The sequence below is a fragment of the Methylorubrum sp. SL192 genome, from assembly GCF_026672325.1.
GTDB lineage: Bacteria > Pseudomonadota > Alphaproteobacteria > Rhizobiales > Beijerinckiaceae > Methylobacterium > Methylobacterium extorquens.
Window position 1 is genome coordinate 2,056,138 of record NZ_JAPPQV010000003.1, and the last position, 23,820, is coordinate 2,079,957.

20 protein-coding genes are annotated in these 23,820 nt (G+C 71.2%); 15 read left to right on the forward strand and 5 right to left on the reverse strand.

Features of this window, described 5'->3' with window-relative positions; translation table 11 throughout:
- Positions 1-8: 8 nt before the first annotated feature.
- The 8 genes from OVA30_RS10380 (at position 9) to OVA30_RS10415 (ending at position 11,132) form a co-directional block, all read left to right on the forward strand.
- The gene (locus tag OVA30_RS10380; protein WP_268175385.1) at positions 9-1,472 is read left to right on the forward strand and encodes a CheR family methyltransferase; all 1,464 of its coding nucleotides are present in this window, start codon (positions 9-11) and stop codon (positions 1,470-1,472) included.
- On the forward strand, positions 1,469-2,026 hold the full coding sequence (locus OVA30_RS10385) for a chemotaxis protein CheW (RefSeq protein WP_268175386.1): 558 nt from the start codon (positions 1,469-1,471) through the stop codon (positions 2,024-2,026). Before OVA30_RS10380 ends, OVA30_RS10385 begins: the two co-directional genes overlap by 4 nt.
- Positions 2,027-2,107: 81 nt before the next feature.
- Positions 2,108-3,856 (forward strand): methyl-accepting chemotaxis protein, encoded by a 1,749-nt coding sequence (locus tag OVA30_RS10390; RefSeq protein WP_015823143.1) that lies wholly within the window; start codon positions 2,108-2,110, stop codon positions 3,854-3,856.
- A 24-nt stretch (positions 3,857-3,880) separates the two neighbouring features.
- The gene (locus tag OVA30_RS10395) at positions 3,881-6,127 is read left to right on the forward strand and encodes a hybrid sensor histidine kinase/response regulator (RefSeq protein WP_268175387.1); all 2,247 of its coding nucleotides are present in this window, start codon (positions 3,881-3,883) and stop codon (positions 6,125-6,127) included.
- A 23-nt stretch (positions 6,128-6,150) separates the two neighbouring features.
- The gene (gene cheB / locus OVA30_RS10400; RefSeq protein WP_015823145.1) at positions 6,151-7,209 is read left to right on the forward strand and encodes a chemotaxis-specific protein-glutamate methyltransferase CheB; all 1,059 of its coding nucleotides are present in this window, start codon (positions 6,151-6,153) and stop codon (positions 7,207-7,209) included.
- Entirely contained in the window at positions 7,206-8,939 is a 1,734-nt protein-coding gene (locus tag OVA30_RS10405; RefSeq protein ID WP_268175388.1) for a response regulator, read from the forward strand. Before cheB ends, OVA30_RS10405 begins: the two co-directional genes overlap by 4 nt.
- Positions 8,936-10,804, forward strand: a complete 1,869-nt coding sequence (locus OVA30_RS10410; protein WP_268175389.1) for a response regulator — start codon at positions 8,936-8,938, stop codon at positions 10,802-10,804. Before OVA30_RS10405 ends, OVA30_RS10410 begins: the two co-directional genes overlap by 4 nt.
- 154 nt (positions 10,805-10,958) lie before the next feature.
- A complete protein-coding gene (locus OVA30_RS10415; protein WP_003606929.1) occupies positions 10,959-11,132 on the forward strand; it encodes a metallothionein in 174 nt (57 codons plus the stop codon).
- A 27-nt stretch (positions 11,133-11,159) separates the two neighbouring features.
- Here OVA30_RS10415 and OVA30_RS10420 read toward each other — a convergent pair whose 3' ends face one another.
- Entirely contained in the window at positions 11,160-12,476 is a 1,317-nt protein-coding gene (locus OVA30_RS10420) for a c-type cytochrome (protein ID WP_268175390.1), read from the reverse strand.
- A gap of 224 nt (positions 12,477-12,700) precedes the next feature.
- Between OVA30_RS10420 and OVA30_RS10425 the strand changes: the two genes are divergently transcribed.
- The 4 genes from OVA30_RS10425 to OVA30_RS10440 are packed head-to-tail and all read left to right on the forward strand — an operon-like array spanning position 12,701 to position 17,546.
- On the forward strand, positions 12,701-13,786 hold the full coding sequence (locus OVA30_RS10425; protein ID WP_268175391.1) for a molybdopterin-binding protein: 1,086 nt from the start codon (positions 12,701-12,703) through the stop codon (positions 13,784-13,786).
- Complete coding sequence (locus OVA30_RS10430; protein ID WP_268175392.1) at positions 13,783-15,759, forward strand: molybdopterin biosynthesis protein; 1,977 nt, start codon at positions 13,783-13,785, stop codon at positions 15,757-15,759. Before OVA30_RS10425 ends, OVA30_RS10430 begins: the two co-directional genes overlap by 4 nt.
- Entirely contained in the window at positions 15,756-16,292 is a 537-nt protein-coding gene (gene mobB / locus OVA30_RS10435; RefSeq protein WP_268175393.1) for a molybdopterin-guanine dinucleotide biosynthesis protein B, read from the forward strand. Before OVA30_RS10430 ends, mobB begins: the two co-directional genes overlap by 4 nt.
- A gap of 3 nt (positions 16,293-16,295) precedes the next feature.
- A complete protein-coding gene (locus OVA30_RS10440; RefSeq protein WP_268175394.1) occupies positions 16,296-17,546 on the forward strand; it encodes a molybdopterin molybdotransferase MoeA in 1,251 nt (416 codons plus the stop codon).
- A 55-nt stretch (positions 17,547-17,601) separates the two neighbouring features.
- On the opposite strand, the gene OVA30_RS10445 is transcribed toward OVA30_RS10440, so the two are convergent.
- On the reverse strand, positions 17,602-18,642 hold the full coding sequence (locus OVA30_RS10445) for a substrate-binding domain-containing protein (RefSeq protein WP_268175395.1): 1,041 nt from the start codon (positions 18,640-18,642) through the stop codon (positions 17,602-17,604).
- 125 nt (positions 18,643-18,767) lie between these two features.
- Between OVA30_RS10445 and OVA30_RS10450 the strand changes: the two genes are divergently transcribed.
- Genes OVA30_RS10450 through OVA30_RS10460 form a run of 3 tightly spaced genes read left to right on the forward strand, consistent with a single transcriptional unit; the run spans position 18,768 to position 20,976 of the window.
- Positions 18,768-19,463, forward strand: a complete 696-nt coding sequence (locus tag OVA30_RS10450) for an ABC transporter permease (protein ID WP_268175396.1) — start codon at positions 18,768-18,770, stop codon at positions 19,461-19,463.
- Entirely contained in the window at positions 19,460-20,176 is a 717-nt protein-coding gene (locus tag OVA30_RS10455) for an ABC transporter ATP-binding protein (protein ID WP_268175397.1), read from the forward strand. The genes OVA30_RS10450 and OVA30_RS10455 overlap by 4 nt, the downstream gene beginning before the upstream one ends.
- Positions 20,149-20,976, forward strand: a complete 828-nt coding sequence (locus OVA30_RS10460; RefSeq protein WP_268175398.1) for an extracellular solute-binding protein — start codon at positions 20,149-20,151, stop codon at positions 20,974-20,976. Before OVA30_RS10455 ends, OVA30_RS10460 begins: the two co-directional genes overlap by 28 nt.
- Before the next feature lie 165 nt (positions 20,977-21,141).
- Here the strand turns inward: OVA30_RS10460 and OVA30_RS10465 are convergent, their stop codons facing one another.
- The 3 genes from OVA30_RS10465 to OVA30_RS10475 form a co-directional block, all read right to left on the reverse strand.
- The gene (locus tag OVA30_RS10465; RefSeq protein WP_268175399.1) at positions 21,142-21,378 is read right to left on the reverse strand and encodes a hypothetical protein; all 237 of its coding nucleotides are present in this window, start codon (positions 21,376-21,378) and stop codon (positions 21,142-21,144) included.
- A gap of 43 nt (positions 21,379-21,421) precedes the next feature.
- Positions 21,422-22,066, reverse strand: coding sequence for a PRC-barrel domain-containing protein (locus OVA30_RS10470; protein ID WP_268175400.1), 645 nt, complete (start codon positions 22,064-22,066; stop codon positions 21,422-21,424).
- Positions 22,067-22,134: 68 nt separating this feature from the next.
- Complete coding sequence (locus OVA30_RS10475) at positions 22,135-23,811, reverse strand: glucan biosynthesis protein G (protein WP_268175401.1); 1,677 nt, start codon at positions 23,809-23,811, stop codon at positions 22,135-22,137.
- Positions 23,812-23,820 lie beyond the last annotated feature (9 nt).

The following is a 23,820-nucleotide window of genomic DNA, read 5'->3' on the forward strand; positions in this document are numbered from 1 at the left end:
CAAAGGTCGTGACGGCCCCCGTCGAGCGGTCCCGACGCGTCGCGAGCGCGACGGTGGATCCCGGATTCCCGGCTCTGAAGGATCGGGTGATCGCCCGGACCGGGCACAACTATTACGAAGACAAGGACGACCTGCTCTACGACCGTCTGCGCAAGCGGATGCGCAGTCGTGGGGTCGCCGACTGCGCCGCCTACTCTTCCCTGCTCGACGGCGCGGCCGGCCGGGAAGAATGGGCTGCACTTGAAGCCGAGATTACCATCGGCGAGACCTTCTTCTTTCGCTACGCCGAGCAATTCGCGGCCCTGCGCAAGACGATTCTTCCGGAATTGATCGAGGCGCGCGGCGAGATCCGCCGTCTGCGGATCTGGAGTGCCGGCTGCTCCACGGGGGCCGAGCCCTATTCCCTCGCCATCCTCGTGCACGACCTTCTCGGCGAAGCCCTTGCCGACTGGTCCGTGACGATCCTCGGCACCGATCTCAGCGCCGGGGCGCTCGCCGTCGCACGCGAGGCGGAGTTCGGCCCCTGGGCTCTGCGCACCCTGGACACGGAGGAGCGCGCACGCTGGTTTCGCCGCACCCCCGCCCGGCCGGGCTTGCCGCATGGCGGCTACGCCTTGCGGCCGGCGTTTCGCCGCATGGTCCGCTTCGAGCGGCAGAACCTCCTGACCCTGATCGACGGGAGCGACCGGACACAGGGGGGCTTCGACCTGATCCTGTGCCGCAACGTCCTGATCTATTTCAGCACCGACCATGTCACCCGCATCGTGCGGGCGCTCGGCGAGCGGCTCAACCCGCAGGGCTGGCTCCTGATCGGGCATGCCGAGCCCAATCCGACCTTCTCGCAATGGCTGCAGCCCGTGGCCTTGCCGGGAACGGTCGCCTACCGCCCGATCGACACGCCGGTGCCCCCGCCGCCCCCTGTGCTCGTGTCCGCGCTTCCGGATCTGGCGCCGATCCTGGTCGCGCCGCCGCCGGAACCCGCTCCCGCTCCCGCCGCCGCGGCGCCGGCCCTGCCGGTGCCGATCCCGAGACCGGCGCCGCCCGCGATCGCGCATCCGCTGTCGCCGGGCGATCTCCTGGCCGAGATTCGCGTGCTGGCCGATGCGGGCGAGACCGCGCGGGCCTGGCGCCGATTGCACGAAGAGATCGACGGCTACGCCACCGATTCGCCCTTGCGTTACTACGAAGGCCTGCTCGCCCTCGATCTCGGGCGGGAGCGTGAAGCCGAGCGGGCCCTGCGGGGGGCACTGTTCCTCGACCGCGGCTTCGTCATGGCCCATTTCCAGCTCGGTTTGCTGCTCGCTCGCGTCGGACGCCGGGGCGAGGCCGCCCGCGCCCTCGACAACGCCCTGCGCCTCGCGCAAGGACTGCCGCCCGAAACGATCCTGCCGGAGGGAGACGGAGTGAGCGCCGCACGCTTGGCCGAGAGCGCACGCCGTGCCCTGGCCGGAATCACGGGCCGAGACGCATGAAGATCGGAGTGACCGCCGGGGCCGATGCCGAAGCGCGCGCCGCCGCGTTGCTCGATGCCCGCGCCGCAGCGCTCGCTGCCCGAACGATGGGGCAGGAGCGGACGATCGAGACCGCGCCCTATCTCGTCTGCGCCTGCGGGGCGGAGCGCTACGGCCTGCCGCTCACCGCGGTCGCGGGCGTCACGCCCGAGCGGCCCTGCACCGCGCTGCCGGGTGCGCCGCCGGCGCTCCGAGGCATCACCGCGGTGTCGGGGGTGATCGTCAGTGTCCTCGACCTCGCCGCCTGCCTTGGGCTCGACCGCGCGGAGACCGATGAAGGCGGACACGTGGTGCGCCTGCGCGCGCAGGAGCCGCCGGTCGCGCTCGCCGTCGATCGCGTCCTCGGCATCGCGCAAATCGAAACCACGCTGGCTCGGCCGACCCTGGAGTCGGAAAGTCTGGGACGTGGGCCGCTTTCGGGCTATGCACCGCCCGGCTCAGACAGGACGGGCAGAATCCCCGAGGACTTCTCCCTCATCGATATCCCGGCCCTGCTCGCCCGCTTCACGACCTGATCGTCGCGAGCGCTCTTAACGCCGAACCGGACGCCGCTTCGGTGGGGCGCGCGTCAAAACACAAGCTTGGAGCCGTCCGCGATGGGGGGCGGCCCCGAGAACCCGAACCCTCTCCCCGCGCCGCCTGCCGGAGTCATGTCGCCCGTGTCGATCTCGATCGGAAAACGCATCCTCCTCGGCTTCGTGGCGGCGAGCCTGATCGTGGCGCTTCTGGGGGCCTACGCGCTGCGCCAGATCGGCAGCGTGCGCGACATGACCGACCTCATCGTGACGCGCGACGTCGGCGTGCTTCGTCAGCTCGACGACCTCGGCAACGTCGCGCGCAATATGGGTCTGGTGCGCCGCAACGCCGTGATCGCCGTTCTGACGCAGGCACAGGGAAACACCGCGCCGACCTCGGGCCGCTCGGACGATTTCCTGGGAAGCTGGCGCCAGAATGTGGCGGAGCTGGAACGGCTCCTCAACACCATCACCGGCGAGGTGAAGGAGTACCAATCCGCCGCGCTCTCCGCGGATCGCGTCGTGGCGTGGAGCCGCCTCGGAGCCGTCTTCACCGAGACGAGCGAGGCGTTCCGCCAAGTCCGCAATGCCAGCGAGCAGCAGCTCCGCGCGGTGGATGCCCGCGACATCGCTACGGTCGAGGCGAAAAACGAGGACGTCAACCGGCTGCACGATGGCTTGCTGCGCAGCATCTCCAACGCCCGCACCGCCCTCGACGGCGTCATCAGTGCCGGCCAGCGCAGCGTCAGCGACATCTATCGCAACAGCGTGATCTCCGTCGCGATCACAGTCGCTGCCTCGATCCTGCTCTCCATCCTGGTGACGGTGCTGATCAGTCGCGCAGTGGTCCGCCCGCTGGAGGACGTGATGCGCTTCGTCGCGCAGATCGGTGACGGCGACCTCACGGGGCGTCTGAACCGCTCCGGCAACGACGAGATCGGGCGGCTCGGCGACACGCTGAACCGGATGGTGGCCGGATTGTCCGACCTTGCCCGGACCAACCGCGCCGCCACCGCCGACCTCAACGCCGCGGCGGCCGAGATCCGCGCCTCCGCCCAGGAGCAGGCGGCCAGCGTCGAGGAGCAGTTCGCCGCCGTCCAGGAAACCGCGGCGACCGTGGACGAGATCACCCATTCGGGGGCGCAGATCTCGAAGCGCGCCACCGAAGTTATCGCCACCGCCCAGGCCGCGGCGCAGACCGCGCGTTCGGGCCTGCGCGCCGCCACCGACACCGCCAAGGCGATGGATTCGATCCGTGAGCAGGGCGAGGCGGTCGCCGGCAACATCGTCGCCCTCAGCGAGAAGACGCAGGCCATCGGCGAGATTATCGTCACGGTGAACGACATCTCGGAGCGCACCCACCTGCTCGCCCTCAACGCCGCCATCGAGGCGGCGGCGGCGGGCGAGAGCGGGCGCAGCTTCGCCATCGTCGCCTCCGAGATGAAGCTGCTGGCCGACCAAGCGAAGGGCGCGACCGCGCAGGTGCGCGGCATCCTCGGGGAGATCCAGCGCGGCATCAACGCCTCGGTCATGCTCACCGAGGAGGCGGTCAAACGCGCCGCCGCCGGCAAGAACCGCACCGATTCGACGGTCCGCACCATCGAGGAGATGGCGGCGCGGGTGGAGGAAGGCGTGCAGACCTTCCAGCAGATCGTGGCCTCGACCAACCAGCAGCAGCTCGGCATCGAGCAGGTGATGGGCGCGTTGCAGAACATCCGGCAGGCGAGCCAGCAGACGGCCGCCGGCACCCGCGAGGTCGAAACCGCCTCGGCCAACCTGACCGAGCTGGCACAGGGGCTGATGGCTCTGGCCGAGCGCTACCGGCTTTAACGGTCCGGCCGAGCGTCCCGCCGCATGGACATCCGCCAGCAGCTTCTCGCCGCCTTCGAGATCGAGCACCGCGAGCATCTCGACGCGATCCGCGCCGCCCTCGCGGCGGAGGGGCCGGTCGATTGGCACGACGTGTTCCGTCGCGCCCACAGCCTGAAGGGCGCCGCCCGCGCCGTCGACCTGCCTCCCGTGGAGGCGGTCTCGCACCAGCTCGAAGCTCTGTTCGAGCGCATCAGCGCCGGACAGCGCCCGCTCGACCGCACGGCGCGGGCCGCGACCCATCTCGCCCTCGACCGAATCGAGGCCTACGTCGCCGCAACGGCGACAGGGCAGGCGAGCATGCCCGAGGATGCGCTGGCCGCGCTGAATGCCTGCCTCGACCCCAAGTCCGCCGCTTCGGAGCCGGCTCGGCCCGAGTCGGATTCGCCGCCGGTCGCACCGACACCCGCGCCAACGCCCGCTCCGGCTGCCACGACCGAACCGGCCGCCGAGCCTTCACAGGCCGTTCTTCGCGTGCCGGCCTCGGCCGTCGAAGCCCTGACGCGGGCGAGCTACGGGCTCTGGGCCGCGCTGCCGGGGCAGGGGGCCGTCGCCGAGCGCATCGTGCGGCTCTCGGCGAATGCGGGGGCCCTGCGCCGCCGCACGGAGGCCGCCCGCCGCGTTCCGGATACGGTCCCCGGCGGGGCCGAAGAGACGGAGGTTGCGGCTTTGCGCCGGGCGCTCGCCGAGATCGAGACCGGACTGGCCGCCTTGTCGCGCGAAGCCTCCGACCTCGCGCAGGGGCACAAGACCGTCATCCTGTCCGTCGAGACCGCCGCGCGCCGCCTGCGCGAGGAAACCGAGCGCCTCGCGCTGGTGCCGGCCGAGACGGTGTTCGGTGGCCTTGCCCGCGCGGTGCGCGACATGGCCCGCTCCGAGGGACAGGAGGTCGAGGTCACGACGCGCGGTCTCGACCTGCCGGTCGATCGGGCGATGCTTCAGGCGCTCAAGGATCCAGTGCTGCATGCCCTGCGCAACGCGCTGAGCCACGGGGCGGAGAGTCCTGAGAGCCGGCAGCGCCAGGGCAAGCCCGCCTCCCTTTCGATCGGGCTCACCGTCGAGGCGCAGGGCGGCCGCCTCGTCCTCGGCATTCACGACGATGGCCGTGGGCCCGACCTCGCGGCGATCGAGACGACGGGTCGCGCCCGCGGGTTGATCGCGCCGGGCGAAAGGCTCGATCCGGATGGGCTGCTCGCGCTGCCGTTCGAGCCGGGCTTCTCCACCGCCGGGGCGGTCGATGCCCTGTCGGGCCGCGGCATGGGCCTGTCGGTGGTGGCCGAGGTCGCCCGCTCCCTGCACGGACAGGTGCAGCTCGTCCGCCGTCATCCGCACGGCACGTCGCTGATCCTCACCCTGCCGCTCTCGGCCGCGCGGCGGCCGGTTCTGATCGTCACGGCCGGTGGCACCCGCTTCGCCCTGCCGAGCGGTGCCGCGGAAGCGCTCTCGCGGCTCGATGCCTCGGCCCTGTCCACGGTGGGGGGCCGGCCGGTGGCGCAGGTGGCGGGGGAGGGCGGCGAGACCCTGACGCTGCCGCTCGCCGAACTCGGCGATCTGCTCGGCCTCGGCATCGCCCGTCCGGAGAGCGCGACGATCCCGATCGTGCGTCTGCGCGGCACGCGGGGGCGCTGCCTGCTCGCGGTCGATCGCCTGGAGGAGGTGCGCACACTCCTCGTCCTGCCCGCGCCGCCGATCGGCAGCGATCCCGCCCTCGTCACCGGCACGGTGATCCTCGGCACCGATACGCCCGCGCTCGTCCTCGATCCCGACGGACTCATCGACCGACTCGGCCGCGCCGGCCCGCGCGCCGCCCGGTCCCCGTCCAAAGGACTTGGGGACGGCAGCGGAACGATCCCGGAAACGCGACGTTCGACGATTCTTGTCGTGGACGACTCGATCACCACCCGCACTTTGGAGAAGAGCATCTTGGAAGCGGCGGGCTACCGCGTGATCGTCTGCGTCGACGGGCAGGAGGCGCTCGACCGTCTGCGCGCGCGCATCGAGCCGGTCGATCTCGTGGTCGCCGACGTCGAGATGCCGCGCCTCACCGGTTTCGGCCTCGTCGAGGCTTTGCGGGCCGAGGAAGATTTCGCGCGTCTGCCCATCGTGCTGATGACGTCGCGCGGCGACGAGGAAGACGTCGCCCGGGGATTGGAACTCGGCGCCGACGCCTACCTCACCAAGCAGAAATTCGATCAGCGCGAACTTTTGGACACCATCGGTCAGTTGCTGTGAACAGAGGGGCTGCGAATCCGCGCGTGCGCGTGCTGGTTGTCGAGGATTCGCTCGTGGTGCGAATTCTCCTCACCCACATCATCGCCCGTGATCCGCGGCTGGAACTGGCCGGCGCGGTGGAATCCGGCGAGGCGGCGCTCGCGGCGATCGAGACCGTGCGCCCGGACGTCATCTCCATGGATATCCGCCTGCCCGGTATCGACGGGCTGGAGACGACCCGACGGATCATGGCGAGCCGGCCGACGCCGATCGTGGTGATCGCCGATTCGGTCGAGGATTCCTCGCTCAAGATCTCGATGAACGCACTCCGGGCCGGCGCGCTCTCTGTGGTCGAGAAGCCGGTGGCTACGACCAATGACGGCTACGAGGCGGTCGCAGGCCAGATCTGTACGCAGTTGCGCATCATGGCCGCGGTCCCGGTCATCCGCCGCCGTCCGATCGGGGCGGAGTGGAACGCGCGCAAGACCGCTCCCATGCCCGAACTGGGCGTCCCCTCGGAGTCGGAGGCCGCACCGAACGTACTGGCCGTGGCTGCCTCGACCGGCGGCCCGCCGGCGCTCGCCAAGGTGATCGGCGGCCTGTCGGCGGATTTCCCGCTCCCGATCCTGCTGGTTCAGCACATGGGCGCCGCCTTCATGGACGGCTTTGCGAGTTGGCTCGACGGCGTCGTGCCGCTCGCCGTCGGGGTGGCGCGGGACGGTCAGACGATGCAGGCCGGCCATGTCTACGTCGCCCCCGGCGATCGTCATCTCGAACTCGGAACGAACGGCACGCTGCGGGTAAGCGACGGCGCCCCCGTCGGCGGCCAGCGCCCGGCCGCGACCGTGCTGTTCCGCTCCGTCGCCCGGCAGGCCGGCGCGCAGGGCATCGGCGTGCTGCTCACCGGCATGGGCGAGGACGGGGCGCAGGGCCTTCTCGATATGCGCAAGGCCGGCGCCGCCACGGTGGCCGAACACGAGAGCAGCGCCGTCGTCTACGGCATGCCCGCGGCGGCGGTGCGCCTCAACGCGGCGTCCCGCGTGCTCCCCGTCGATCAAGTGGCGCCCCATCTCGTGCGGCTCGCGCAGAGGAAGCCAGCATGACCGCGAGCGCATCGCCCGCCGCCGCGTCGTCCGCCCCACCCGGCCACCGCCTGCTGCTGGTCGAGGATTCGGAGACCCAGGCGCTCGAATTGCGGCTCCAGCTCGAAGGCCAGGGCTTTTCGGTGCAGCGCTGCGCCACCGCCGAGGCCGCGCTCGATCTGCTCAACACCGACCTTCCCGATCTCGTCGTCGCCGACCACCACCTTCCCGGCATGAACGGCGACGAGTTCACCCGGCAGATGCGGCTGTCGCTGCGCACACGGGCGCTGCCGGTGGTGATGCTCACCAGCGCCCGCAACGGCGAGCGCCACGGCTTCGAGAGCGGCGCCGACGCCTATGTCGAGAAATCGGCCGATCGCGACCTGCTGGTGCTGCGCATCCGCGCCCTCCTGCGCGAGCGCAAGAGCTCCGCGACGGAGGGGCCGTCCGGCGCCGCGTTCCGCCGCGGCCGGGTGCTGATCGTCGATGGCAGCGCCACCTACCGCGCCTTCTTCACCGGCCTGCTGACCCAGGAAGGCCACACCGTCGTCGCCGCGGCCGACCGCTCGGGGGCGCTTGCCGCCCTCGACGAGCCCGGCGCCGGGTTCGACTGCGTGACCCTCGACCTCGTCGGCAGCGCCTATGACGGCATCGCGCTCTGCACCGAGATCGCCGAGCGCCGCATGAAGGCGCCGGAGGGCGGCGGCAACGCCTTCCCCCTCGTCGGCATGGCCGGCGACAAGCCGGACAAGAGCCTTCTGGTCGCCGCCTTCGCCGCGGGCGCCGACGACGTGGTCTCGAAGGCCGACGGCGAGGTCCTGGCGATGCGGGTGCGCGGCCTCGTCCGCCGCCGCCTGCTTGAAGAGGACAACCGCCGCATCTCCGGCGAGTTCGGCGACCGCGAGCGGGCGGTGGAACGCGCCCGCGCCGAGGCCGAGGCGGCCGCCGCCCGCGCCGCCCTCGCCGACGCCCTCGGACAGGCCAACCGGGATCTGGAGGACGCCAACCGCAAGCTGACGGAGGCGCAGGCCAAGCTGGTCCAGGCGGCGAAGATGGCCTCGCTCGGCGAGCTGGTCGCCGGCATCGCGCACGAGATCAACAACCCGCTCGCCTTCATCCTCGCCCACCAGGGCACGGTGGAAGGCCTGCTCGGTGATTTGCCGCCGCCCGACGCGCCGGAGGGGCAGCGGGCGCTGATGAAGGCGCGCGACCGAGTTGGCTCGATGCGTCTCGGCCTGACCCGAATCCAGGATCTCGTTCTCAATCTGCGGAAGTTCTCGCGGCTCGACGAGGGCGAGCGCGGCCTCGTCAACGTGCCGGAAGCGATCGAGACGGTACTGGCGCTGATCCAGCATAAGCTCGGCACCCGAATCACGGTGACCCGCGACTTCTCGGGACGGGCCGAGATTTCCTGCACGCCCGCCCTGTTGAATCAGGTCGTCATGAACATCCTCGGCAATGCAGCGGATGCAATCCACGGCGACGGGACGATCACGGTGGCGACCTATTCGGATGCCGAGACCGACATGATCCGCATCAGCGACACCGGGCCCGGTATTCCCGAAGAATTACGCGAAAAGATCTTCGAGCCTTTCTTCACGACGAAGCCGGTCGGATCGGGCACCGGACTCGGCTTGGCGATTGCCTACAGCGTCGTTCAGGCGCATAGCGGCTCGCTGATCGTCGAGACGGCGCCGGGCGGCGGCGCGAGCTTCGTCATCGGAATTCCGAGGCAACCGGCACCGGTATGAGCAAAGGCACGATTCTGGCCGTCGATGACGAGCCGGACATCCTGATCGCTCTGGAGGACCTGTTCGAGGACGAGTACCGGGTGCTCACCTCGGCCAAGCCCGAAGAGGCGCTCGACATCCTCCGCGCCGACCCGGACATCGCGGTCGTCGTCTCCGACCAGCGCATGCCCGGCATGACCGGCGACGCGCTGCTGGCCGAGGCGCGCAGTTTCCACGAGGCGCAGGCCATCCTGCTCACCGGCTACGCCGACATCTCCGCGGTGATCGCGGCGCTCAATCGCGGCGGCATCATCGGCTACGTCGCCAAGCCCTGGGACCCGACGCTGCTGCGCGCCACGGTGCGCAACGCCTATGAACGCCACCGCCTCGGCCGCGATCTCGCCACCGAGCGGGCCCTGCTACGCGGCCTTCTGGATCACGCCGAGGAGGCGATCTCCTTCAAGGACGCCTCGGGACGCTTCGTGCGCCTGAACGCGCGCAAGGCGAGCCTCGTCGGCGGCACAGTCAAGGCCTGCCTCGGCCGCACCGAGGTCGAGATCGCCGATACGCCCCAGGCCCACGAGGCAGAGGCCGCCGACCGCCGTGCGGTCGCGGCCGGGGAAGCGGGCTCGACGGTGATCGCCCGCGGCGCGCTCGGCGCCGAGCGCTGGTCGCACGTCATCCGGGTGCCGATCCGCGGCGGCGCCGGCGAGGTCACGCATCTCGCCACGATCGAGCGGGACGTGACCGAGCAGAAGAGCCTGGAGGCGCGGCTGCGCCAATCCGACAAGATGCAGGCGCTCGGCACGCTGGCCGGCGGCATCGCCCACGACTTCAACAACCTGCTCACCGCGATCCTCGGCAGCCTCGAACTCGTCGGCCCCAAGATCGCCGACCAGCCCCGGGTCAAGCGCCTCGTGGACAACGCCACCGGCGCCGCGCAACGCGGCTCGGCGCTGACCAAGCGGCTCCTGAGCTTCAGCCGCTCCAACGATGCCCATGCGCGGCCCGTGGACCCGAACGCGCTGATCGAGGGGATGAGCGCGCTGTTCGGCTCCAGCCTCGGCAGCCATGTGAGCGTCGTGCGGGATCTCGAGCCCGACATGCCCTTCGCCCTGGTCGATCCCGACCAGCTCGAACTCGCGGTGCTCAACCTCTGCATCAACGCCCGCGACGCGATGCCGGACGGCGGCACCGTCACCATCTCGACCCGCCGCGCCGAGATTTCCGACGATCCCGATCTCAAGCCCGGCACCTACGCGGTCGTCTCGGTCGCCGACGAGGGCACGGGCATCCCGCCGGAAATTCTAGAACGGGTTTGCGAGCCGTTCTTCACCACCAAGGCGGTCGGGCAGGGCACCGGCCTCGGCCTCGCCATGGTGTTCGGCCTCGCCCAGCAGGCGGGCGGGCGGCTACGCATCACCAGCGAAGTCGGTCAGGGCACCCGGATCGAACTCGCGCTCCCGCGCGCCGAGAGCGCCGCCCAGGGCATCGAAGAGCCGGCGACCCCGGCGGTGGTGACGGCGGCCAGTCCGGCCCGCATCCTCGTGGTCGACGACGACGAGGAGGTGAGGCACGTCACCGCCTCCTTCCTCAGCGATTTCGGCTACAGCGAAACCGAGGCCGCGGACGGGCACACGGCGTTGGACTTGATGGAGAAGGGCGAGCGCTTCGATCTCGTGGTGGCCGACCTCGCCATGCCCGGCATGACCGGGGTCGAGCTCGCCGCCGCGATCCGCGAGCGTTTCTCCGGCGTGCCGGTCCTTCTGCTGACGGGCCATGCGGAGGCCGTGCAGATCCCCGAGGATCTGCCGGTGATGACAAAGCCGTTCGCCTCCGCCGAACTCGCGGCACGGGTCTCGCAGCTTCTCGACACCACGGCCTGATCGGGGCACCCGCCCGCGACACCTGACACATTGGCGCCACATCCGCCGATCCCGTGCGCGCATGGATTGCGCTCCGCATCCGCGCGCAGGAAGATGATTGTGCGCCACGCTGCTTCGAGGCGCGGAAAGAATCGTCTCGAAAAGGATGACCCCGATGGCGAGCGTCGACGTCGATATGGTGAAGTGTGCCTGCCCGGACTGCGTGTGCGTGGTCTCGGTCACCAAGGCGGTGAAGCGCGACGAGAAGGCCTTCTGCTGCGACGAGTGCGCCGAAGGTCATCCCGATCATGCCGGCTGCGACCACGCCGGCTGCAGCTGCCACGGCTGATCCGTCGAAGGCCCGACCGGGCGCCGCTCAGTTCGGCCCGGTCGGCGGCGTCCCCGTCGGCTGTCTCTCCGTTGCCTTGGCGAGGAAGCGCATCAGCGCATCGCGGTCCTCAGCGCTGTTGATGGTCTGCTCCGGCATCCGGGTGCCGGGGGTGAAGCGTGTCGGCCCGACTTCGAACAGGCGGGCGACCGTCTCCGGCGTCCAGACGATGTCCATGCCCTTCAGAGCCTCCGAGTAGCGGTAGCCCGAAACCGTCGCGATGCGCCGGCCGAACAGGCCGGCAAGCGTCGGGCCGGCACGGGGCGCGTCGTCGGGCGCCAAGGTGTGGCAGGCGACGCAGGCGCGGAACACCTCCGCGCCCCGCTCGCCGTGAAACGCGGCGAGCGCGTCCGCGGGCCGGGGCATGGCGAGAGGGCCGATCGGCTCGCCGGTCGCCGCGTTCCAGCGCCGCACGAGGCGGTCGCCGCCGCCGGTGACGAGTTCGCTCCCATCCGGCCGCCACGCCACCGACCAGACCGGCAGGCCCGGCCCGACCAGCGTGAACAGGATCTTTCCGCTCGCCCGCTCGATCATCGCGACGGTGCCGCCCGCGCTCGCCGCGGCGATCCGGGTGCCGTCGGGCGCGGGCGCCAGCGCGATCACCGGGGCAGGGCCGAGTTCGACCTCTGAACGCACCTGCCCATCGCTCGCAAGGAACCGCACCGTGGCATCCGCCCCCGCCGCTGCGATCTCGCCGTCCGTGGTGACGGCCAACGCGCTGAGCGCGCTCGGCAGCGTCGCGGTCAGAACCGTCTCCCCTTGCGGCGTCCAGATCCGCACACTCGCATCGGCGCCGGCCGTGACGGGACGCCCGTCCGGCAGGAAGGCGACGGCATTGACGTTGCCCTTGTGTCCTTCGAGAATCCGCGCCGGCCCACCCGCCAGCGGCCAGATCCGCGCGGTGCCGTCCCAGGCGGCGGACGCCAGCATGGTCCCGTCGGGCGAGACGGCGAGCCCGGCAATGGGGCCGGCATGTCCCGCGAGTACGCAGTCCGGCTCGGCCTGTCCCAACCGCCACAGGGCGATGCGCCCATCCTCCGAGGCGCTGGCGAAGCGCCCATCGGGAAGAGCCGCCACGGCGTTCACCGCGCCGTCGTGAAAGCGCAGGACGCTCAACGCCGCGCCGGTTTCGAGACCCCAGACGATCGCCGCCTGATCGAACCCACCGGAGACCGCAAGGCGGCCGTCGCCCGTCACGGCAAGCGCACGAACCGGCCCGCCATGGCCGCGCATCTGCGCCACCGCGGGCGAGGCGAGCAGGAGGGCCGCGATCAGACCGAGAATCCGCGTCGCCCGAATCGGCATCGTTATCCAACTCCGTTTCCCCGGAGGACCATACGCGACCGGTCGGGATGCCGTCCGCCCACCGAAGGTGAGGGTTTGTGTCTCAGGCGCAGGAGGGGCGAGATGCCGAACCTTGATCCGCGCCCGGCGATGGCGCATCGCTCGCGGTGATGAGACAGGACGGAGCCTCACGCATTCTTGCCGCTCAGCCCGCCGCATTGCCGGCGCGCGCGGACGCTTGAACGATGCGCGCAGCCTCCGCCGCCCTGACACCGCTCGCCGACGCGCTCGCCCTGCTGCTGCGTTGCGCGAACCCGGTCGCGCCGCGATCGGTGCCGCTGGTTCGAGCGGCCGGGCACATCGCGGCGACATCGCTCACGGTTCCCCATGACATCCCGGCCGGGCTCACCGCCCTGCGCGACGGCTTCGCGGTGGAAGCCGCGCAGATCGGCGGTGCCTCACCCTACGCGCCGGTGATGCTGCCACGCGCCCCCGCCTGGGTCGAAGCCGGCGAGCGCCTGCCGCCCGGCACCGACGCGATCCTGGCCGCCGAGGGGTTGGAGCACCGCAGTGCCGTGGCGGAAATCGGTCCGGGCGAGGGCACCCGCGCCGTGGGCGAGGATTTTTCCGAAGGTGACGCTCTCCTGACGGCGGGCGAGCGGATCGAGCCGCGCCACCTTCTCGGCCTCGCGGCCGCGGGGTTTATCGAAGTCGCGATCCGCGAAGCCCGGCTTCGCCTCGTGGTGACGGGGGCGCCGGACCTCCTGTCGCCGACGCTCAGCGCCGTGATCGCGCGGGCGGGCGGCCTCACCGAAACGGTGACCGTGCCGGATGAACCCGAACGGATCGCCCGCGCCATCGCGGCCGAGGGGGCGGATGCGGTGTTCGTCCTCGGCGGCACCGGTTTCGGGCGCAGCGATCGCAGCGCCGAGGGACTGGCGCAAGCCGGACGTGTGGTTGCTCACGGCCTCGCCCTGCGACCCGGCGAGACGGCGGGGATCGGCGAGGCCGGGGAATGCCCGGTCCTGCTCCTGCCCGGCCGGCCCGACGCGGCGCTCGCGGTCATCCTGGCGCTCGGCAGACCGCTGATCGCCGCACTGACCGGCGCCGTCGAACCGGCGCCGCGGATGGGACCGATCTCGCGCAAGATCACCTCGACCGTCGGGCTTGCCGAAATCGTCTTCGTTCGCGTCCAGGGGCCGGACATCGCCCCCCTCGGCGGAGCCGATCTCGCCCTGCGCCGGTTGATCGAAGCGGACGGATTCGTGCTGGTGCCGCCGGAGCGGGAGGGCTACCCGGTCGGCAGTGTGGTCGAGGTGGTGCCGCTATGAGCGCGGATCGCGAGACGGATTTTACCCAGCGCCTCGCCGCGGCCGCCCGGCAGGAGCAGTTCCTGACGGTGATGAGCCGCGAGGACGCGCACGCGGCCTTCCGCGCGGCACTTCCCCACGCGGCGCTTCCACCGGAGACCGTTCCGCTGGCCCAAGCGCTCGGGCGGGTGCTCGCCGGCGATATTGCCTCGCCGATCGACGTGCCCCCCTTCGACCGCGCCTTGGTGGACGGCTTTGCGCTGCGCGCCGCCGACACCGAAGGCGCCAACGCTGCGCGGCCCCGCCGGCTCGCCCTCAACCGCGAGATCCTGGCCTGCGGCATCGCCCCGACAGGTTCGGTCGCCGCCGGCACCGCGACACCGATCGCCACCGGCGGCATGATCCCGCGCGGGGCCGACGCCGTGGTGATGGTCGAGCAGACCGAGTTCTTCGAAGACACTCTCGCCATCGACGTGACGGGCCCGGTCCGGCCGGGGCAGTTCGTCGGCTATGCCGGCGCCGACATGGCCTCGGGCGAAACCGTCCTGCGCAAGGGGGCAGTGGTGACCGCCCGCGAGATCGGCATGCTCGCCGCCTGCGGGCTTGCCGAGATCGCGGTGGTGCGCCGCCCCCGCGTTGCCGTACTCTCGACGGGCGACGAGTTGGTCGCGCCGGGCGGCGAACTGCGACCGGGCGCCATCTACGATTCCAACGGCGCCATCGTCGCGGCCTCGGTCGCCGAGAACGGCGGCGAGCCCGTGCCGCTCGGCATCGTCCGTGATGACGAAGCGGCGCTCGATGGTGCCTTGCGCGATGCGCTGACCCAAAGCGACCTCGTCGTGCTCTCCGGGGGCACCTCGAAGGGCGCGGGCGATGTCTCGCACCGCATCCTGTCGCGGCTGGGCCCGCCCGGCATCCTCGTCCACGGCGTCGCGCTGAAACCCGGCAAGCCGCTCTGCCTCGCCGTCGCCGAGGGCAAGGCGGTGGTGGTGCTACCGGGCTTCCCGACCTCGGCGATGTTCACCTTCCACGAATTCGTGGTGCCGCTGGTACGCGCGCTCGCCGGCCTGCCGCCGCGGGAGGAGGAGGCGGTGTCGGCGCGCCTGCCGCAGCGGCTGACCTCCGAACTCGGCCGAACCGAATTCGTGATGGCCTCGCTCGCTCAGGCGGCGGACGGCTTGGTCGCCCTGCCGCTGCCGAAAGGCTCCGGCTCCGTCACCGCCTTCTCGCAGGCCGACGGCTTCTTCGCCGTGCCCGCCGCGCGCTCGGGCGTCGAGGCGGGCGAGACGGTCTCGGTGGTGCGCCTCGGGGCCGGCGTGCGGCCGCCGGACCTCACCATCATCGGCAGCCACTGCATCGGGCTCGACCGGGTGGTCGGGCTGCTGGCCGAGCGGGGCTTTCGCGCTCGCACCGTGTGGGTCGGCTCGGCCGGGGGGCTCGCGGCCCTGCGCCGGGGCGAATGCGATCTGGCCGCCATGCACCTGCTCGACCCCGAGACCGGCCGCTACAACGCGCCCTTCCTCGAACCCGGCATGACACTCGCCCTCGGCTGGCGCCGGCTCCAGGGTGTGGTGTTCCGTAAGAACGATGCCCGCTTCGAGGGCCGAAGCGCCGCCGACGCGGTGAACGCGGCGCTCGCCGACCCTGACGCAGTGATGGTCAACCGCAATGCCGGCTCCGGCACCCGGCTCCTCATCGATGGCCTGATCGGTGCGGCCCGGCCGGCCGGCTTCTGGAACCAGCCGCGCTCGCACAACGCCGTCGCGGCGGCGGTGGCGCAGGGCCGGGCCGATTGGGGTGTCGCGATCGCGAGTGTCGCAACGGCCTACGGCCTCGGCTTCCTGCCGCTGGCACAGGAGCATTACGACTTCGCCTACCGCGAGGCGGACCGCGAGAAGCCCGCGCTCGCCGCCTTCCTGGCGCTGCTCAGAACACGCGCGGCGGATGCAGCCCTGAACGAACTCGGGTTCAAACCCGGCGGAGGCGAATCGTGAGCGACCTGCGCGTCATCGGCCTCGCGGGTTGGAGCGGAGCGGGCAAGACCACGCTGCTCGCCCGCCTCATCCCCGTGCTCGTTGCCCGCGGGGTGCGGGTCGCGACCCTCAAACACGCCCACCACGCCTTCGACATCGATCATCCGGGCAAGGATTCCTTCGTCCACCGGCAGGCCGGGGCGAGCGAAGTGATCGTGTCCTCCGCCCGGCGATGGGCGCAGATCCGCGAGGTCCAAGAGGGCGCGGAGGCGACCCTGCCCGAATTGCTGCGCCGGCTGACGCCGACCGGTCTCGCTTTGGTCGAGGGCTTCAAGCGCGAGGCGCATCCCAAGCTCGAAGTGTTCCGCGCGGCCAACGGCCGTCCGCCCCTGCACGGAGACGACCCGCGCATCGTCGGCATCGCCAGCGACATTCCCTTCCCGCAGGCGGCGGTGCCGGTAGTCGGGCTCGACGACGTCGAGGCCATCGCCGATCTCGTGACCGCGCGCGCCGAGGCTCTTGAAACCGTGCTCGCCCGGCTGGAAAGACTCTGAGCCATGGCACAGCTCACCGACGACTGCTTCGCCTTCGGGGGCAAGCCGATGCGGATCGAGGACGCGGTGGCGATGATCGCCGAACGCTTCCCCGTGGTCGCCGGCACGGAGACCATACCGCTCGGCCTCGCCGACGGGCGGATCGCCGCCGAGGATGTCTTTGCAGGTCACGACCTGCCGCCCTTCGCCAACGCCGCGGTCGACGGATACGCCGTGCGCTTCGCCGACCTCGAGGCAGGGACCGAGACGGTCCTGCCGGTCAGCGGCCGGCTCGCGGCCGGCGCGGCGGCTGGAGAGCTGCCCTCGGGCACCGCGATCCGCATCTTCACCGGCGCGCCGATGCCGCCCGGCGCCGACACCGTGTTCATGCAGGAGGATGTGCGCCGCGAGGGCGACCGGGTCGTCCTGCCAGCGGGGCTGAAGCCCGGCGCCAACGCACGGCCGGCGGGCGAGGATCTGGCGGCGGGCGGGCTCGCGATCCCCGCCGGGCGGCGCCTGCGCCCGCAGGATCAGGCGCTGGCCGCCGCGACCGGCCATGCGCAGATTGCCGTGCGCCGCCGGCTGCGGGTCGCCGTGTTCTCGACCGGCGACGAGCTGACCGAGCCCGGCGCTCCGCTCCGCCCCGGCGCGATCCACGATTCCAACCGCGTGCTGCTCGTGACCCTGCTGACTCGGCTCGGCGTCGCGGTGGACGACCTCGGCATCCTGCGCGACGATCCCGTCACCCTGCCGGCCCGCCTCGCCGAGGCGGCGCGGGACCACGACCTGATCCTCACCTCCGGCGGCGTCTCGACCGGCGAGGAGGACCATGTGAAGACCGCCGTCGATGCCCAGGGCCGGCTGATGCTCTGGCGGCTGGCGATCAAGCCCGGCCGTCCGGTCGCGGTGGGGCTGGTTGCCGGGACGCCCTTCGTCGGGTTGCCGGGCAATCCGGTCGCGGTCTACATCACGCTGCTCTTCGTGGTGCGGCCCCTGCTCGCCCGGCTCGGCGGCGCACGCTACGAGCCGCCCCTATCCTGGCCGGTACGGGCGGGCTTCAGCTACCGCAAGAAGGCGGGCCGCCGCGAATTCGTCCGCGTCAGTCTCGTCCGCAGCGGCGAGGGCGACCTGGAAGCGCAAAAATTCCCGCGCGACGGGGCGGGCGTGCTGACGTCGCTCACCGAAAGCGACGGCCTCGTGGAGTTGCCCGACGACGCGACCGGTGTGAGCCCCGGCGATTCGCTGGCGTATTATCCGCACGTCTTGCTGTGGTAAGGGTCTCGCCATTCGACCTGATCGGCGAGGCTGAGCCGCCGATCGCGAGCAAGAGTCACCCGAGGGGTGGCGCATAGCCGGGCGTCCGTCCGGCGCGGCTGCAGAGATCCTCGCGGAGCGCCCCGAGCCGTTCCGTATCGATCGTCGTGCGGATCGCGAGGAAATACGTCTCCCAACCCACGGGCTGGAAATCCAAGGCGAAGCGCTCGGCGACCACGCGGGTGCCCATGCCGACATCGGCCGCGCCGGTGGCGATCAGGGCCGCCACCGCCTGATGCGTGAATTCCTCGGTCTGATGGCCGACGATGCGCGCGAGGTCGATGCCCGCCTCGGCGCAGAGCCGTTCGAACCAGATTCGGGTGCCGGCACCCCGTTGCCGGTTGACGAAGCGCGCCCGCCGCGCGGCGATGTCGGCGACACTTCCCAAGTCGAGCGGGTTGCCGGCGGCCCGCATCAGGCCCTGTTCCCGGCGGAACAGGGGGATGACGACGAGGTCGCGCCGGTCGAACACGGCGCCGAAGGGTGCTGGCGGCGGGCCGTCCGAGCCGTAATGGAACCCCGCGGCATCGACTGACTCGTCATACAGCCGCGCCAGGGCGTCGAGGCTGCCGGCGACCATCAGGTCGATCTCGCGCCGCGCCTCGATCGCCTCCAGCAGCAGAGGATCGTGGCTCGCCGCGAGACGGATACGTGCATCGGACGGCTCCAGAAGCCGCCGCAGGCCGTCCGTCAGCGCCATCTCCTCCGCTGCCAGGGCCGGGGCGAGGCGCGTCTGCGACGCTTGAAGCAACGTCAGCAGCGCGACCCCGAGAGGCGTGAGGCTGCTGCCGTGCCCCTTGGTCTTCACCACGACGGGCTGGCCGAGAGCCTGTTCCAGCGCTTCGAGTTGCCCCCAAGCCGAGCGGTAGGAGATCGAGAGCGCCTCGGCCGCGCCCTGGAGCGAGCCGGTCCGCCCGAGCGCTTCGAGAAGCTGGTACGCGCCGCGCAGCGCGAAGTCGGATGCACCTTCGCAGCGGCCCTCGACATGCAGCCGTACGCGGAGCCCGTCCCACCCGGAGGCAACCGAAGCCGCAGCCCGCCCGTCCACGACAGCCATATGCAAGGCCTTTCCTATTGATCTTGCGTCAGCTGGCGTATCATCCCGGATTGCGCTGCGCAGCCCCGGATGCACCTCAGGTGCGCTCCGGGTGCGGATGCGGTGATCTCTTCGAGCCGAGCCCCTTGAGCCAAACCCTTCAGGAGACGTTCTCGCGCCTGTGGACGCTCGACCGGGATGTCCTGGCGATCGCGTGGCTGTCCTTGCGCGTCAGCGTCACCGCGGTGGGAGTCGGGCTTGTGCTCGGCATTCCGCTCGGAGCGCTGATTGCGGTGGCGCGATTTCCGGGGCGCGGCGCCGTGGTCGGGCTTCTCAACACGTTCATGGGCCTGCCGCCGGTGATCGTCGGGCTGATCCTCTATCTCGCCCTTTCCCGTTCGGGCCCCTTCGGGGCGTTCGGCCTGCTCTTCACCCCCGCTGCGATGGTGGCGGCGCAGGCGGTGCTGGCGACGCCGCTCGTCGCGGCGCTGACGCGTCAGGTCATCGCCGACGCCGAGGCCCATCTGGGCGAGCAACTGCGCTCCCTTCACCTCTCCGCACCGCAGCGAGCGGGGGTGCTGATCTACGACGCACGCTTCTCGCTGGTCACGGCGGCGCTGGCCGCCTTCGGCCGGGCGATCTCGGAAATCGGCGCGGTGCTCGTCGTCGGCGGCAATATCGACGGGCATACCCGCACCATGACGACGGCGATCTCGCTGGAGACGCAGAAGGGCGACCTCAGCCTCGCCTTGGCGCTCGGCCTCGTGCTGATGAGCCTCGTGCTGGCGGTGAACGCCACCGCCGCGCTCCTGCGCTCCCATGTCGCGAGGGCCTACGGATGAGCGCCGCGCCCGCCATCCATCTCGAAGGCGTCAGCCTGGCGCTCGGCGGCCGGGTGATCCTCGACCGTCTCGACCTCGACGTCGCCGCGCACGGCATCACCGCGCTGATCGGCCCCAACGGGGCGGGCAAGAGCGTGACCCTGCGGGTGATCGACGGCCTGTTGCGGCCGGATAGCGGCACGGTGCGCCTCACGCCCGGCCGCCGCGCCTTCGTGTTCCAGCGTCCCGCTCTGGTGCGGGCGAGTGCTTCCGCCAACGTCGCCCTCGGACTGGTCGCGCTGCAGCTGTCCCGCCGGGAGCGCGCCGAGCGGATCGCGGCGGCGCTCGCCCGCGTCGGCCTGTCGGAGCGGGCCAACGACGCGGCGACGCGCTTCTCGGGCGGCGAGCAGCAGCGCCTCGCGCTCGCCCGCGCCTGGGCGATGCGGCCCGACCTCCTGCTCCTCGACGAACCGACCGCGAGCCTCGATCCAGCCGCGACCGAGACCGTCGAGAGCCTGATCACCGAGATGGCGCAGACCGGCACCACCGTGCTCCTCGTCTCGCACAATCTCGGGCAGGTCGCCCGGCTCGCCGACGAGACCACGGTGCTCGCCGCCGGCCGCGCCGTGGAGCGGGGCCCGACCCGATCCGTCCTCTTCTCACCCCGCACACCCGAAGCGCGGGCCTACCTCACCGGAGAACTGCCTTGGACCTCCTTCGCCGCGGCTTCCTGACCCTCTCGCTCCTGGCCGCCCTCGGCACGGCCTCGCCGCTGCGGGCGGAGCCCGCCTCGATCGTCGTCGCCTCCACGACCTCGACCGAGCAATCGGGCCTCTTCAAGCACATCCTGCCGCTGTTCAAGCAGAAGAGCGGGATCGAGGTGAAGGTGGTGGCGCTCGGCACCGGCCAAGCCCTCGACGCGGCACGCCGGGGCGACGCCGACGTCGTGCTCGTCCACGACCGCCCGGCCGAGGACAAGTTCGTCGCCGAGGGCTTCGCCAAGGGGCGGCAGGACGTGATGTACAACGACTTCGTGCTGATCGGCCCGAAGGCCGACCCGGCCGGCATCCGCGGCAAGGGGGTGGACGACGCCTTCAAGGCCATCGCGGCGGGACAAGCGCCCTTCGTCTCGCGCGGCGACCGTTCCGGCACCCACAGCGCCGAGTTGCGGAGCTGGAAGGAGGCCGGCGTCGATCTCCCGGCGGTCCGCGGCGACTGGTATCGCGACGTCGGACAGGGAATGGGTCCGGCGCTCAACACCGCCTCGTCGCTCGGCGCCTACATCCTGGCTGATCGCGGCACGTGGCTCTCATTCAAGAACCGGGGCGACCTGACCATCCTCGTCGAGGGCGACAAGCGCCTGTTCAACCCCTACGGCGTGATGCTGGTGAACCCGGAGAAGCACCCCACCGTGAAGGTGAAGGAGGGCCAAGCCTTCATCGACTGGCTGGTCTCGCCCGAGGGACAGCGGGCAATCGCCGATTACAAGATCAACGGCGAGCCGCTGTTCTTCCCGAGCGCGAAGAAGGGCTGACGACCGCCCACATCCCCTGCACCGCCTCATCCTGAGGTGCCGCGCAGCGGCCTCGAAGGATCCTCTCGTTCCCGTTCGGCGACCGGAGGAGCCTTCGAGGGCTACGCTTTGCGCCACCTCAGGTTGAGGAAAAGAGTTGGAAAGAAGGTCGCGGCGGTCCCTTTTCTACCGCGGCGGGCCGGACTGACGCTTGCGGGCGAACATCCACAGGGCCAGCACCGCGAGCGCGATCAGCACGCTCACCCAGACCCAGTTGAAATCGGTGGCCGCGGACGTCGCCGCGCCCGAACTGGAGCCGGCCGGCCCCGATTCCGGAATCGGCGGCGCGGGGTTGGTCGCCTGGGCGAGGGCCGCATGAAGTCCGGCGAACCAGACCGTCAGGGCGAGGGCGGCGTGTCTCATGATACGCAAACTCCAAGGATTCAGGCCGCCCGGGCGGGGGCGGTTACTGCTTCGCCTTCTCGAACTGGAAGGCCGGCGCGTCGTTGAGCTGTGCCTTGGTCAGGCGCACTTCGGCGTGGATCAGGTCATGGCCCACGAGCACCGTCGCGGGCGTGGAACTCGGCCGCTTCGGCTCGACCGAACCGGTCGACTCGGTGACGCGGCCGCTATGCTGGTTCTGCACCGCGCCCAGCACCTCGGGGGACACGTTCGAACCCGGCATCGTCTCCGCACTGGCCTTGTCGGCGGCCTTCTCGCTCGGTGCGTTGTCCGGCGTCACCACCGAGGACGTCCCGCCGGTGAGCGACACGTCCTCGAAATTCCAGGCGAGCTGGTCGAAGGGCACCGCGACGTATTTTTCGCCGACGCCGAGGAAGCCGCCGACGCCGATTACCACCGCCTGGATGCGGCCGGTGCCGTCCACGAGCACGTCCTCGATCTTGCCGACCCGGACATGGTCCGCGCCGACCACGGCGACGCCGATCACCTTCGAGCCGCGCATCGTGCCCACCTCGGGCCGTTCGATGAAGCGGGCGGCCTCCGGCCCAGCCGGCGCCGTCTCGGCGAGGGCAGGGAGCGGGGCAACCGCGAGTGAGAGGGCAAGGGCGGCGAGCGCGGATCGCGGGACGCTGGACAAGTTGGGACGCATCCCTGACTCCGGGTTCGGACGTGCTGGTGCCCCGTTAACGGCCGGCGACCCTGCCCAGTTCATCCGCGTCAGGCGACGCCGTCCCACGTCTCGGTGATGACACGTCCCGCATGCGAGAGGCGGGCGCGCAGCACGACGTCCCCCGCGGGCCACGGATCGGGCGGCCGGAACTCGGCGTAGACGCGCCAACCACCGGTCTGCGGCACCCGCTCGGCATAGGGCTCGACCAGCGCGCCTGCACTCGCCGAGAGCGCCACGTCGATGGCCGCCTTCGGGTCGTCGGGCAGGCCCGGCCCCTCGAAGTCGATGGCGTAGAGGCGCCGCTGCGGCGAGGGCGGATCGGTCGGCCTCAGGCGCTCGGCCGAGCCGACGCGGGTCGAAACCACACGGGCGAGCGGCGGAGCGAGGGCCGGCGCCGGCTCGGCGCCGACCGTGACGAGGGAATAGGCGAGCCGCAGAGTCTTGCCCGCCGCGACGGGCGCCTCCGGTACGAAGGCGGCGACGATGTTGTCGGTTGCCTCCGTGCGCGAGGGGATCTCGAACAGCCGCACCGCGCCCGCGCCGAAGCCGTCCTGCGGCGTCACCCACAGGCCCGGCCGGTCCTCGTGCTGCGCCTGCACGTCGAGATAGGCGGCAAAGTGCCGTTCCCGCTGCAGCAGCCCGAAGCCTTCGAGCGGGGCGGCGCGGAACGACGAGATCTGCGGCGCGGGCCGGCCGTTGACGAGGGGCCGCCACAACCGGTCGCCGGGCGTCTGCACCACGAGCCCATCCGAATCGTGCACCTGCGGGCGGAAGTCGTCGAACGGCTCGGCGCGGCGTACGCTCGGCCCGTTCTCGCCGAACAGGAACATGCTGGTGAGCGGCGCAAGGCCGAGCGCCGCGATCGGCCGGCGCGGAAACAGCGCGGCTTCGACCGCGACATGGGACGGATCGCCCGGCGTGACGGCAAAGTGGTAGGCGCCCGTCAGGCTCGGACCGTCGAGCAGCGCGAAAATCGTGATCGACGCCGCGTCGCCCTGCGGCGCCTCGATCCAGAAGCTGGTGAAATCGGGAAACTCCTCGCCCTGCGGCAATCCCGTATTCACGGCGATGCCGCGGGCCGAGAGGCCGTAGATCTGCCCCCGGCCGCGGATGCGGAAATAGGAGGCACCGAGGAAGACCAAGAATTCCTCGTGGGCCTGCGGCTGACCCGCATCGAACCCGTGGGCGATGCGAAAGCCGGCATAGCCGAGCGAGGCGGGATAGCGGCGGCCCTGCAAGGCCGGTCCGAGATCGAACAGGTCCGGATCGTAGCCGAAGGGGCGCACGCCCTCGGGCGATTGCAGAAAGATCTCCACCCGCTTGGCGTGCAGGTTGCCGCGGTGGAACGGCTGCAGCGAGAAGCGGGGCCCGAGCGGGACCGTCGCCTCGGATCGGAAGCGGATCGCCTGGAAGGCGTCGTAGTCGAGCGCGGCCAGTTCCGGCGGTAGGGGGGAGTTCTGCGGCGCATAAACCTGCGCCGCCAGCCGCTCGGCCCGTGCCGCCACCGCCTCGAACGTGACCGGACGTGCATCAAGGGGCGCTGGGGGTGAGGCGTTTGGCACCGTTTGAGCCATCGTTCTGGCGGCATTCAGGTCGAAGAGGCCAGGAATGCTCAAGCCGGCCGTACCGGCAAGAGCACCTCGAAAAGCGCCACGGACGATGGCGCGCCGCGAAATGTCGATTTCTTCGGGCGCCTCGTTGTCCGCGTCCGACGGTCCTGCCATCCGTTCATT